Below are 13,924 nucleotides of genomic sequence, written 5' to 3'. Positions count from 1 at the left end.
CACAATCCTCTTGTATTGGCGCAATTGACGGTGCATTATTATCCATTGTTATAGGCGCGACATTTGGATTTGGCATAGAAGTGTATTGCATATCGTATGGTGGCATGCCCTGCATTGGCGGCATACCTTGCATTGGCGGCATACCTTGCATTGCTGGCATGCCGTAGTATGGATTTTGTTGATATGGCATTTGATAATGTGGTCCTGGCATCATTTGCTGTGGATATGGTGATTGATATGGCATCTGTTGTGGGTATGATGGTTGATATGGATACGGCATTGGTGCAAATGGTGGCATTTGATTATTTTCCATCATCGGCATCACATTTGGCATATGGCTACTTTCCATCATTGGCATCACGTTTGGCATTTGATTACTTTCCATCATCGGCATCATATTTGGCATGTGGCTACTTTCCATCATCGGCATCACGTTTGGCATTTGATTGCTTTCCATCATTGGCATCACGTTTGGCATTTGATTGCTTTCCATCATCGGCATCATGTTTGGCATTTGATTACTTTCCATCATCGGCATCACGTTTGGCATTTGATTACTTTCCATCATCGGCATCATATTTGGCATGTGGCTACTTTCCATCATCGGCATCACGTTTGGCATGTGGCTACTTTCCATCATCGGCATCACGTTTGGCATGTGGCTACTTTCCATCATCGGCATCACGTTTGGCATGTGGCTACTTTCCATCATCGGCATCACGTTTGGCATGTGGCTACTTTCCATCATCGGCATCACGTTTGGCATGTGGCTACTTTCCATCATCGGCATCACGTTTGGCATGTGGCTACTTTCCATCATCGGCATCACGTTTGGCATGTGGCTACTTTCCATCATCGGCATCATGTTTGGCATGTGGCTACTTTCCATCATCGGCATCATGTTTGGTATGTGGCTACTTTCCATCATTGGCATAACATTTGGTATTGGGCTATTTTCCATCATTGGCATAACATCTGGTATTGGGCTATTTTCCATTATTGGCATAACACCTGGTATTGGGCTATTCTCCATTATTGGCATCGTAACATTAGGTGGAAGCACTTGTGGAATTTCTTTTGTAACCTGCGGTGCGACGACATTGCTTACATTTTCTTTTTTCACTTCCGGTGCGACGACATTACTTACATTTTCTTTCTTCACTTCTGGTGCGACAACATTACTTACATTTTCTTTCTTCACTTCCGGCGCGATGATATTGCTTACATTTTCTTTTTTCACTTCCGGTGCGACGACATTACTTACATTTTCTTTCTTCACTTCTGGTGCGACAACATTACTTCCCTTCATTTTATTTACTTGCGGAGAAATTAAATCGTTACCTTTTTTATAATATCTGCAATTTTATAATCTTTTTCGCTTTTACTGGCGGTTGCGGTGGCTGTGGTAAAATGTTCACGGAAAATTTTGTGCTCTCTTTTTGTTTTTCTACTTTGCTAACAACGGGTTGCTTCTCAACAACAGGTAGTTTTTCTACTGGTTTCTCTTTTTGTATAGGCTGCTCCTTTTGAACTTCTTTTTGTGGTTTCAATTGCATTTCCTTCTGCGGTTTTTGCGCTGCTGGTTTTTCTGTAATTGGTCCAGCTTGTTGAACGGCCTCCTCCTCTTCTTCTATACCAAGAGGTTTAGGCGCAACTGGAAATTCTTTTTGCTGCACTTCTTTTACATATTCTTTTGGAGGGACTGAACCAGCACCTGGATTTTTTTAATCGGAACACTGTTAGATGGTACTTTAATTTTCATGCCCGGCATAATTAAGTCTGGATTACTGAGCTGTGTATTCGCGTTTTTTAATGCTTCAAAATCCACCCCGTACTTTTTCGCAATTTTCCAAAGGGTATCCCCTTTTTGCACGATATGAATTTTCAAATTTTCCCCCTCCTGTATAACTTATCTATAATAAAGTGAAACTTCCATCAGTGGAGGTTTTCTTCATCCCCCACTGACGGTTAGTTGAACCAATCAGGCTTTTACGGACAGTTATCCCCACCTATCTTCTTCACTTTTCTCTGAATCTTAAGGTGGGGGTCTTACTGTCCGTTAATGCGGGATAAAAACGGATATTAACACAATGATTGCTTCAACACAATGTATGCTCATGAAAGAAGAATTATGTACAAAAGAAAAAGCAACGGAAATCCGTTGCTTCTATGCTCGCTCTAACATTCTGTTTAGCGCAAGTACCGCTTCTTCTGTTATTTTTTTATCTACTTGAATTACATTTACATGCTCGCCGCGCTCGATTGCTTCAAGTGCCCATAGTAAATGTGGTAAATCAATGCGATTCATCGTTAAGCACGGGCACATGAATGGATTTAACGAAATAATCTCTTTATCTGGGTGCTGCTGAATAATACGATTGACTAAGTTCATTTCTGTACCGATTGCCCACTTACTTCCAGACGGAGCTTTTTCAATCATATCAATAATATATTTTGTTGAACCTGCATAATCAGAAGCTGCAACAACTTCATAACAGCATTCTGGGTGAACAATAATATTCATATCTGGATGATTTTTTCTTACACTTTCAATATTCTTCACAGTGAAATTTTGATGGACGGAACAATGCCCTTTCCATAAAATAACCTGAACGTCTTCCATATTCCCATCATATTCTAATGAATCTGTGTGCGGATCCCAAACAGCCATTTTTTCTAATGGTACACCGAGGTCATACGCTGTATTACGTCCTAAATGTTGATCTGGTAAGAATAAAATACGTTCTTTTTGTGTAAACGCCCATTTCACCATCTCTTTCGCATTAGAAGATGTAACTGTCGCGCCGCCATTTCGGCCGCAAAACGCTTTGATTGCAGCAGTTGAGTTTACATATGTTAACGGAAGCATTGTATCTCCGAATAATTGCTGCAATTCTTTCCAAGCTCGCTCTGTTTGTTCGATATCAGCCATATCGGCCATGGAACAACCAGCTCGCATATCAGGAAGAATGACAATTTGTTCATCTGTTGTTAACATATCAGCTGTTTCCGCCATAAAATGAACACCGCAAAACACAATATATTTTGCTTCTTTATTGCGCGCTGCTACTTGCGCAAGCTGCAGGGAATCTCCCGTTGAATCTGAAAATTGAACGACCTCATCTTTTTGATAATGATGCCCCGGAATGAAAAGCTTTTTCCCTAACTTTTCTTTAATCTCACGTACACGCGCTTCCATTTCTTTAATTGACATTGTTTGATAACGCTCTGGTAACATTGTTTCAATCGGTTGCACTGTTTCTAAAATACTCATCTGTGAAGTCCCCCTCTTCCCTTCTCACAATCACACTTCAATATTGAAACTAATATCTAATGCTTTAACAGAATGAGTTAATAATCCTAACGAAATGTAATCTACACCTGTTTGACCATACTCTGCTAAATTTTCAATCGTAATTCCACCAGAAGCTTCCGTAACAATCGCACTTGGGACAAGCTTACAGTATTCACGTACTTCTTCTGGCATACGATTATCAAACATAATAATGTCCGCCCCGGCAGCAACTGCTTCTAACACTTGTTCTTTCGTTTCTGTCTCTACTTCTACTTTCACCATATGTCCAAGTTGCTCTTTCACTGCTGTTACCGCTTTTGTAATCGAACCAGCGAACGCAATATGATTATCTTTAATCATGACACCATCATATAATCCAAAGCGATGATTATAACCGCCGCCGCATACAACAGCATATTTATCAAACATACGAAGTCCTGGCATTGTTTTTCTCGTATCACAAATGCGTGTATGATCGCTTCCTAGTGCAGTAACTGCTTTTCTTGTCATCGTCGCTACACCGCTCATGCGCTGAATAACATTTAACACAACACGCTCAGCTGTTAATAAAGAAGCAATCGGTCCTTGTACAGTGGCAAGGATATCTCCGTTTTCTACCATATCTCCGTCTTTTGCATGGAGTGTAACCTCAATTCGATTATCTAATAATGTAAAACCTTCCTTAATTACATCGGTCCCTGCAAAAACACCCGTATCCTTTACTAGGAACGTTCCCCGCGCTTGCAAGTCATTTGGAAAGATAAGCTGCGATGTTACATCTCGCTCCCCGATATCTTCTAGAAAAAATTGTTTCAATGCCTCTTTTACTTTTAATGTATTCATAGAACCCCTCTTTTCCCTTCGCTATGCTAATTGTAACTTTTTCTTTCTCATTACAATTTCGTGCACCTCATTACTACGCTTTGGAAAATCACTGCGATAATGACCGCCAATACTCTCTTTTCTTTGCATTGCAGCTTTTGTTAGTAACTGACAAACAGTTAACATATTGATAATCGTTATATCCTCATTTGTAAGGGTTTCATATGAGAGCGGCTTGTTATATATTTCATACTGCTCCAGCCATTGCTTCGCATACAATAAGCCTTCTTCTGTACGGACAATGCCAACATATTTCATCATCATCTCTTGTATTTCTTCTTTTTGCGGTAACTGCATATGTTGTAAATCGCCTTGTATCATTACGTGGCTAGTCACTATTTGTGACCCGATATTTGCTAAAATGTGTTCCCCTACACGTTTTCCAAATACAAGGCCTTCTAATAACGAATTACTCGCAAGGCGGTTCGCACCATGTACACCATTACACGCGACTTCTCCCACTGCATATAAACGATGAATTGATGTTTCCCCATTACAATTTGTTTTTACACCACCCATATGAAAATGAGCGCCTGGTACAACTGGAATATACTTATTTTTGATGTTAACGCCATTCTTTTTACATAAAAAAGAAACGGTTGGAAAACGTTCTTCAAAATTTGAAATAGATGAGATATCTACATACACCGTTTCACCAGCTAACATTTGTTCATGAATGGCACGCGCGACCACATCACGCGGTGCAAGGTCTTGTTGTTCATGAATACGCGTCATAAACCGCTCTCCTTTTGCGTTTCGAAGAATAGCTCCTTCTCCACGCACTGCTTCTGACACAAGACCGCAACAATCCTCATTTACATATAACATCGTTGGATGAAACTGTACAAATTCTAAATCAACAAGCTCTCCCCCAGCTCTATATACCATCGCTAACCCATCACCCGTAACAGTACGATCATTAGAAGTAAACGCATATACTCCGCCAATACCGCCTGTTGCCAGCACAACACACTGTGCGTAATACTTTTGTATATTCCCTTCACTATCACGTGTAACAACACCGTGACAAGTTTGATTTTCTATCATGAAATCCAAAACCATTTCTTGTTCAACAACCGTCACATATGGAAGTACTTGCTCTGCAAGATGCTCTAGCAAATTTTTCCCGGTCGCATCTCCGCCAGCATGTAAAATACGTCGTTTTCGATGCGCACCTTCTTTTCCAAGGTGTAATCCTCGTTCATCACCGTCAAAGCGCATACCGTTATCTAATAAAGTTTTCATTTCTCTCGGCCCTTGCTCTACTAAATAACGAACAGCTTCCGGATTGTTATAATGACATCCTGCTGTAAGCGTATCTTTATAATGATCATCTGGATGATCGTATGAAGCAACTGCTGCCGCAATCCCGCCTTGCGCTAAATTTGTATTGTTATTCCGTCTCGTTTTCTTTGTGATAATCATCACATTCTTTTCGTGACAAATTGTTTGCGCAACGCGCAGCGCCGCAACCCCGCTTCCGATAATTAAGACATCTGCATTTGGCATTTTCATTGCCCCCTACTTTACACTTTTCAACTGTCTTGACACCTATATTTACATATATTTAAAATAATGACAAGAGCTTTTTATAAAATGACGATAAAAACGAAAAGAAAATCTTATAAAGAAAGGGCTATGCTCTATGATATATATGGATTATGCTGCAACAACACCTATGAGTAAAGAAGCGCTAGAGACGTACACAAAAGCCGCTGAACATTATTTTGGAAATGAACAAAGCTTACATGATATTGGCGGTACCGCCTCCTCTTTATTACAGTCTTGCCGCCAAGCATTTGCTGCTATGATTAGCGGGAAAGAACAAGGCATCTTTTTTACGAGCGGTGGATCAGAGTCCAACTATCTTGCGCTTCAATCATTACTAAATGCTCGAAACGGCAAGCATATCATTACAACACCTATGGAACATGCATCTATCCGAAATTACTTTCACCTTCTTCAAGAGCAAGGCTATGAAATTACCGAAATCCCTGTGGATAGCTGTGGCATGATTCAACTTGATGCACTCGAGCGTTCTATTACCGAACACACTGTGCTTGCCAGCATACAACATGGAAACTCTGAAATTGGAACGCTGCAACCAATTGCTGAAATTGGAGCCATTCTCAAAAAACATAACGTCTTATTTCATACAGATTGCGTGCAAACATTTGGGAAAATACCAATCGATGTAACTAAGATGAACATTGATAGTCTCTCTGTTTCTGCTCATAAAATTTACGGCCCGAAAGGGGTGGGAGCATGCTATATAAATCCACAAGTTCGTTGGGGGCAAGTGTTTCCTGGCACCTCTCATGAAAAAGGATTTCGCCCCGGCACCGTGAATGTTCCTGGCATCGCTTCGTTTATTACCGCAGCGCAGCACATGTTAAAGAATCAACAACTGGAAGTAACTCGTTTACAAGAATTACGAGCATACTTTATTCAGCAATTACAAGCCATTTCACACGAAATACAAGTTGAAGGCCATTCTACTTCTTGTTTACCACATATCATTGGGGTTACAATAAAAGGAATAGAAGGACAGTATACAATGCTAGAGTGCAATCGCCGCGGTATTGCGATTTCAACAGGAAGCGCTTGTCAAATCGGGAAACAGGAGCCTTCTAAAACGATGCTTGCGATTGGAAAAAAACATGACGAAGCGAAGCAATATGTCCGCTTTTCATTCGGACATCAAACAACAACAGAACATATTGATGCAACAATTCATGCACTTATAGCAATTGGAAATCAATTTAATAGAGGGGTTAATAGGAAATGAATCAAAATGAACAAAAAAAGATTTTAGGTGAGGAAAGAAGACAGCTCATTTTACAATGGCTCCTCGCTGCAAGTAAACCGTTATCCGGCAGTGAATTAGCAAAGAAAACAAACGTAAGCCGTCAGGTTATCGTACAAGATATTTCTTTATTAAAAGCACGAAACGAACCCATTATAGCAACGGCACAAGGATATTTATATTTAAAACCGTCAGAAAAACAACATACTACATTCGAACGCACTATCGTTTCTCAGCATGAGCCATCACAAGTGCGCCAAGAGCTTACGATACTCGTTGACCATGGAGTTACAATTAAAGATGTAAAAGTTGAACATCCAGTGTACGGAGATTTAACTGCCTTGATTCTGGTAAGTAACCGATTTGAACTTGAACAATATTTAAAAAAGATCGAAGAAACAAAAGCGACTTATTTATCTCAACTTACAGATGGAATTCATTTGCACACAATTGAGGCAGATTCTATTGAAAAATTAAATGCAGCTTGTGAAGCGTTAGACAGAGCTGGATTTCTTGTTTATTAAAAGACGCACAGAGAATTTTACTATCTCTGTGCATTTTTTTGTTTTTATCCATGCTACAATAGAAAAAAATGATGGGAAAGGAGAGAATATATGGGAATCGAACTCATTCACTTTAGCATCGGAAAACCAAAAACAATCCAATATGCAGAAGAAAAAGAAATGACAACCGGCATATGTAAACGGCTTGTTGAGGATGCTTTTTTATCAAAAGATGGATTTAGAGGAGACGGTGTTGCGGACTTACGTTTTCACGGAGGGCCCGATCGTGCCGCTTGTGTCTATCCTTATGAACATTATGAGCTGTGGGAAAACGAGTTTCATACATCACTTCCTACATCTGCATTCGGAGAAAATATAACAGTTACAAATATGTTGGAACAAGATGTTTATATTGGGGACATCTATCAGCTTGGAGATGCAATTATTCAAGTAACGCAAGGAAGAATCCCATGTAGTACAATTCCGAAAAGACTCGGCATTCCTGGTATTTTACCTCGCATTGTCGAAACTGGCTATACAGGATATTTATGCCGCGTTTTGCAAGAAGGAACGGTTCGAAAAGATTCACAAATTACATTACTAGAACGTCATCCATACCAAGTTTCTATTCTATTTGCAAACGAAGTCTATTTCCGAGGACAAAAAGATGTAGAGAGCATGGAAAAGATTATCGCGGTTCCCGAACTCGCAGAAGATTGGCGAAAATCATTAACAGCACGACTCGCAAAATTAACATAAAAAATCCCATTGCATATGCAACGGGATTTTTTTATACCCAATAAGAAGAATAACTCCCAAGTAACGTAACCGAAAAGCCAAGTGCTTCTAACTCCATTCTTACTCCCGGAAGCAGGACATCATCATACTCTTTCTCCACATCAATTAAGAAAAAATAATTGCCAAGCCCTGTTTTCATCGGACGAGACTCAATTTTGGAAAGGTTTAATTTTCTCCACGCAAATGCGGATAACACTTGATATAATGCACCTGCATAATCTGAAGGTAACGTTACCATAAGCGTTGTTTTCTTTCCGCGTCGCTCTCCATTTCTCGGCAATTCCACTTGTTCATTCTTATGCAATACAAGAAAACGCGTATGATTATTTTTATGCGTATGAATATCACGCTGTACAATGGATAATCCATATTTTTCAGCCGCTGCCTCATTTGCAATTGCAGCAATTTTTTCTTCCGGATGCTCCATCACAAACTGCGCGGCAGCACTCGTTGATGTCATATCACGCACCGTCACACCTTTTAACTCTTGATTCAAAAACTTATGACACTGCGCAATCGCATGCGGATGAGAATGTACCGCATATACGTCTTGCCATACTTGTGCGTACTGCGGATGAACGAGCAAATGTTGCTGGACAGGCACTGTAATTTCTCCAACAATCGGCAATGTTTGCTCATGCACAAGATAATCAATCGTAATATTCACTGAGCCTTCAATCGCATTTTCAAGCGGTACAACGGCAAAGTCTACAACATCATTGGCCGCTGCATCTATACAATCTGGAATTGTTCGATATGGTACATGTTCAGCCTCAGGAAAGAAGCGACTCACCGCCATATTTGTAAATGTTGCTTCTGGTCCTAAATAGCCAACTCGAATCGTCATCTCGTCCCCTCTTTTTCGTTTTCTTACTGTTATACCATAAACCCTCCTATTCTTCTACTCATTTTTTGAATATTAAAACAAAAAGACTAACAAGAGCTAGCCTATATGTTTCATATATTCTCTTTGCGCAAAGAAGAAATAGAGTATACACGCGATGAGATAAACTGCAATGACCTCTAAAACGAGCCCTAATGATTTAGATATAAAAAAGGCAACGTAGTACGTATGCAAGGCAACTGCACTATGTATGCTTCCTAATAAAACAGGGAAAAAGAATAGAATCCCTAGTTGCCAACGTGAAATCTTATATATTTCTTGCTTTGTCATCCCTATTTTTAAAAGAGCTTGATATTGCATGCGGTCATATTCAATATTATGAAACCATTTAAAATAAACGGTGCTACAGGACGCGAGAAAAAAGAGTACACTAATGAATGAACCGATAAATAATACGAGATTCCCTCCGTCTTTCGTCGTCTTATATATGAGCATATTATTGCGCGTTATCCCTTCCATGCTTTTTGAAATGTGAGCTTGTAATTCTTCGCCTAATCTTTCTGTATTCTCCCAATCTCTTAATTCATATCCGCTATATACATATTTTTCATGGTCAGGAACTTGACGAGAAAGCTTTTGAAAATCTTGATTATGCATAACGAGAAATCGACCACTGCGCTGACTACTATCCGCATTAAATACATTTCCTTCATATGCTCCGTTATATGCAAATTGATATGTTTCTTCTAACACTTTAAAATTTATATATTTCTTATGATGCCGAGGCGGAACATCATAATTACCATAATAAATAAATGTTACGGTTCCTTCTTTCGGATGCACCTGCGGCTTCGACTGCCTTTTGCTTCTCTATTATACTCGTCTTCGCTGATCACAGTTGCATAAGACTCTTTATCAGAATCTAACTGAAATGTTACCGGGATTCCAATAAACGTTACATAGCGAAAATCATTGACACCGTGCTTATGGAACAGATTTTCAACCGTTTCTTTCTCCATTACTTCCTTAGAACCAATTCCTTTTTCAACATATGAGAATGCATGAGGCTGATTGTAACGAAATTGTTCTTTCATACTTGAAAAAAATAAATAGACAGAGCCTGTAGCTGTTACTACTATCGTTGTTAACATAGATAAAATAAAGAAAAAACGTCGATTATCTTTTACTGTATGTAACAACTGATTGACAACGAATAAATATGGATATTGATACATCACACTCTTTCTACTTTTAATCCCTTGTAATACTTGAATCGTACCATGTGTACATACAAAATACGTACCGATTGTCGTTAAAATGGAAACAGGTATAAAATACAAAGCAATATTCATCATCGTCACTTTTATTGTTAACCCATAGCCAATTCCTATACAGACGAAACCGAACCACCAAAGCCAATTCTTACTTTTCGCTTCCTTCTTTCCTTCCTGAATTTCCTTTAATAAATGAATAATTTCGATTTTCCATATACGCAGTGCACTAAAAATTGATAAAAAAAGAAACATAGTACTGTATGCGATAATCGTTATAACAACAGCTTTTAGACTAAAAATAAACGATAATTGATTCGACATATTAAGCAATAAACTAAAAATCATAAAAAATAGCTTTAAAAATAACAAACCAATCCCAATTCCGGCAAAGCTTGCAATGAGCCCAACTGCCATTTGCTCCATCATCATTATACATATGACATTTGCTTTCGTAGCTCCCATTAATATAAATAGCCCAAATTCTTTTTTTCGAGATTGTATAAAGATCGAACTAGAATAAAGAATGAATATGATGGAAAAAGCAATTACAATCACATCGCAAACAATGAGGCCTGACTGTATCCCCTCGTACAGATTATCCGTTCTCATGTCAGGATGCAAAATAATAGATGTATACATAAAAAAGGCAAAAACAGAAAAACAACTGCTTAAGAAAAATATTTTATAGTTGTGCCAATTCCTCTAACATTTTGAAAAGTAAGTTGGTAAAACCTCACCTTTCCACCCCTCTAAAACCCCTTACATACGTAAAAAGCTAGGAACTCCTAGCTTTTTACATGCTTCAAATACCCTCTTTGTGCAATTGCAAAATATAATGCTGATGCTAGTACGTATGCTGTAATAATAACTGCTCCTGACTTCCATAAGTCTAAATACAACATGTTCCCTAACGTATATAATGCAAACCCACTGTGCAGAACACCTATCAAAATCGGAATAAAGAAGATTGCCCCCATTTGTCGCACTGCAATTGTACGAATTTCTTTATCTGTCATCCCGATTCTTTTTAATGAATTAAACTGGATACGGTCCTGTTCTTTATCATTAAACCATTTAAAGTACGTCATACTGCAAGCGAAAAAGAAAAACAGTATTGTTACAAAAAAGCCAATAAACATGGTGATTGAAGCATTTTCTTTTACTTCTTTATATATTAAACTAGCATTCGAAAACGCTCTTTGTTTTTCCGGAGCAATTTGATTTTTCATATCTGTCGCAAGCCCCTCTGTTGCCTTCCAATTATCGATTCCATATCCGTAATATTTCTCTTTCTCTTCATTTGGAACGAAACTCGCGTACTTTGCATAATCTTTCTCATTCAATACTAAAAAGCCAATCTCATTAAATACATTTTCTGTATAAAGTTGATTTAATTTGATGCTTTGCGGTTGATTTTGAACCGTGAATTCAAACGGTTTATTCGGACCTACTTGTATAAAGTCATTTATCATCCCTTCTATAACAAGGGTGCCAGTTCCAGTCGCATTATGGATTTCTTCCTTCTTTTGCGCCTTTGCTTCTTTATTAAACTCTTTTTCAGATATGATCGATAAGTCAAATTCTCGCTCTTGGTCCATCATATTTATTTTCATTTTCCCTGGTACGATCTCAAGCGTAGCTTTTCGCGCATCTTCAAATCCATGCTTCTGCAACAATGCTTGTACATTTTTCTCATCAATGATTTCGTTCGATCCAATGCCTTTTTCGGTATACGCAACCGCATGCGGATGTTGTGAAACCACTTTATTGGTCATATCTTCAAAAAACATATAGCGTACCTAACGCTGACGCCACAACTGCTGTAATAATCGAGATGACAAATAGAAAACGAGCATTATCTTTCATTTTGTAAATTAAATTACTTAATACAAACAAGTTTGGCTGCTGATAAAAAAGCGACTTTCTTTTTTGCAGCGCTTTTAGCAAAACAACACTTCCTTGTGTGAATAAAAAGTATGTTCCGACAATTGTTAACCCGACAATTGGTAAGAAGTATGTAATAAAATTCATGAACGTTACGCGGAAACAAAGAACGTAAGCGACAATAATACATAGTAAACCAGCTAAGAATAGCCATGTGAAAGAAAACGGCTCCACTCTTTGTTTTCTCGCATCCCGGATTAAATCAACAATTTGTAATCTCCATATCGTCCATAACCCTAGTAGTGATAATACGAAAAAGAGAACGAGATACACACTAGCTGTAATCGTAATCGCTTTTCCATTCCATACAAATGGCAATGATGTTTCAATTCCCACCGCAACACTTACGGCTTTAAAAAAGCGGTAAGCCGAGCATACCAAGAGCAATACCAATGACAAGGGAAATGCATCCTAGTATCATTTGCTCTAGTATAATCATTCTTCCTAATTGCCCTTTTGTTGCACCCATTAATGTTAATAATCCTAATTCTTTTTTCGAGCCCGTAAAAAGATAGAGTTTGAATATAAAATGAATAGGGCTGAAAAAATAACAACAATATAATTCGATGCTTCTAACCCTTTTTCTACACGCATTTTCTGACTAATGTTACCGCCTACCACATCAGGATGATAAATAAACGAAGCATACATAAAGAACACAATAATCGATAAACAGCTACTAATTAAAAACGCTTTATAATTCCGCCAATTACTTTTGACATTATTAAACGCGAGCTGCCGAAAGCTCATGGTGCTCTCCTCCTAACATCGCAAGTACATCTAATATTTCTTGGAAAAAGGCTTGCTTTGTTTCGCCTTTATGAATCTCTGAAAAGATTTCGCCGTCACGAATGAACAAAATACGTTCGCAATAGCTTGCAGCGACAGGATCATGCGTTACCATCGCAATCGTCACTTGCTTCTCTTCATGAAGTTCTTGCAGAGCACCCATTAACGATTTTGCTGATTTGGAGTCTAAATTCCCTGTTGGTTCATCGGCTAAAATTAAAGTTGGTTGATGAATAATAGCTCGGGCCGCTGCTGCACGTTGTTGCTGACCGCCTGATACTTCATACACCTTTTTATGTAAAATTTCTTCGATATTTAGAAATTTTGCAATCTCTAATACTTTCGCATCAATTTCTTTCACAGGACGGTTTGCCATCACAAGCGGCAAAATGATATTTTCCTTAATTGATAGCGTATCAAGCAAGTTAAAATCTTGGAAGATGAATCCTAAGTGTGTACGGCGAAACGCTGCAAGCTTAGCAGCACGCATTTGACTTATTTCTTCACCGTTCATATAGACATGACCAGATGTTGGCTTATCAATGGTTGCTAGTAAGTTTAGAAGCGTTGTTTTCCCGCTTCCTGATGGCCCCATAATGCCGACAAATTCACCTTCTTCAATTTTAAAGTTAATATTATTTAGTGCTGTCGTCGTTACCGAACCTTTTGATTGATATACTTTTGTTAAACCTTTTACTTCAAGAACACTCATTTTACATCCCCCTATGTACTTTCTTCTTACTTTTACTATAGAAAAAACGAGGGAAAGTAACGAGTGATTTCCTTACA

8 protein-coding genes and 3 pseudogenes are annotated in these 13,924 nt (G+C 38.5%); 3 read left to right on the top strand and 8 right to left on the bottom strand.

Annotation, left to right across the window (positions count from 1 at the left end; genetic code table 11):
- Positions 1 to 1,006: 1,006 nt before the first annotated feature.
- The 4 genes and pseudogenes from safA to nadB all read right to left on the bottom strand — a co-directional run.
- Positions 1,007 to 1,888: pseudogene (safA, locus tag ACEWFJ_RS06575) on the bottom strand (SafA/ExsA family spore coat assembly protein); the annotation flags it as partial.
- A gap of 279 nt (positions 1,889 to 2,167) precedes the next feature.
- The gene (nadA, locus tag ACEWFJ_RS06570) at positions 2,168 to 3,274 is read right to left on the bottom strand and encodes a quinolinate synthase NadA (protein WP_473691157.1); all 1,107 of its coding nucleotides are present in this window, start codon (positions 3,272 to 3,274) and stop codon (positions 2,168 to 2,170) included.
- Between the two features lie 30 nt (positions 3,275 to 3,304).
- A complete protein-coding gene (gene nadC / locus ACEWFJ_RS06565) occupies positions 3,305 to 4,138 on the bottom strand; it encodes a carboxylating nicotinate-nucleotide diphosphorylase (protein ID WP_473691155.1) in 834 nt (277 codons plus the stop codon).
- A gap of 21 nt (positions 4,139 to 4,159) precedes the next feature.
- Positions 4,160 to 5,686: an L-aspartate oxidase gene (gene nadB, locus ACEWFJ_RS06560; RefSeq protein ID WP_473691153.1), complete on the bottom strand. Its 1,527-nt coding sequence runs from the start codon at positions 5,684 to 5,686 to the stop codon at positions 4,160 to 4,162.
- A gap of 136 nt (positions 5,687 to 5,822) precedes the next feature.
- Between nadB and ACEWFJ_RS06555 the strand changes: the two genes are divergently transcribed.
- The 3 genes from ACEWFJ_RS06555 (at position 5,823) to ACEWFJ_RS06545 (ending at position 8,245) form a co-directional block, all read left to right on the top strand.
- Positions 5,823 to 6,965, top strand: a complete 1,143-nt coding sequence (locus tag ACEWFJ_RS06555; protein WP_473691151.1) for an IscS subfamily cysteine desulfurase — start codon at positions 5,823 to 5,825, stop codon at positions 6,963 to 6,965.
- Positions 6,962 to 7,507, top strand: a complete 546-nt coding sequence (locus tag ACEWFJ_RS06550; protein ID WP_098305044.1) for a transcription repressor NadR — start codon at positions 6,962 to 6,964, stop codon at positions 7,505 to 7,507. The genes ACEWFJ_RS06555 and ACEWFJ_RS06550 overlap by 4 nt, the downstream gene beginning before the upstream one ends.
- A 90-nt stretch (positions 7,508 to 7,597) precedes the next feature.
- Positions 7,598 to 8,245: an MOSC domain-containing protein gene (locus tag ACEWFJ_RS06545; RefSeq protein WP_473691149.1), complete on the top strand. Its 648-nt coding sequence runs from the start codon at positions 7,598 to 7,600 to the stop codon at positions 8,243 to 8,245.
- Positions 8,246 to 8,276: 31 nt separating this feature from the next.
- Here ACEWFJ_RS06545 and pheA read toward each other — a convergent pair whose 3' ends face one another.
- The 4 genes and pseudogenes from pheA to ACEWFJ_RS06525 all read right to left on the bottom strand — a co-directional run bounded on the left by pheA (position 8,277) and on the right by ACEWFJ_RS06525 (position 13,847).
- Complete coding sequence (pheA, locus tag ACEWFJ_RS06540; protein ID WP_473691147.1) at positions 8,277 to 9,131, bottom strand: prephenate dehydratase; 855 nt, start codon at positions 9,129 to 9,131, stop codon at positions 8,277 to 8,279.
- A 96-nt stretch (positions 9,132 to 9,227) separates the two neighbouring features.
- Positions 9,228 to 11,139 (bottom strand): annotated as a pseudogene (locus ACEWFJ_RS06535) (ABC transporter permease).
- A 48-nt stretch (positions 11,140 to 11,187) separates the two neighbouring features.
- A pseudogene (locus tag ACEWFJ_RS06530) lies at positions 11,188 to 13,096 on the bottom strand (FtsX-like permease family protein).
- Positions 13,071 to 13,847: an ABC transporter ATP-binding protein gene (locus ACEWFJ_RS06525; protein WP_473691145.1), complete on the bottom strand. Its 777-nt coding sequence runs from the start codon at positions 13,845 to 13,847 to the stop codon at positions 13,071 to 13,073. Before ACEWFJ_RS06525 ends, ACEWFJ_RS06530 begins: the two are co-directional and overlap by 26 nt.
- Between the last annotated feature and the right edge of the window lie 77 nt (positions 13,848 to 13,924).

The sequence above is a fragment of the Bacillus sp. EA-CB0995 genome (genome assembly GCF_055814245.1).
This window is presented reverse-complemented; position numbering and strand designations above follow the sequence as displayed.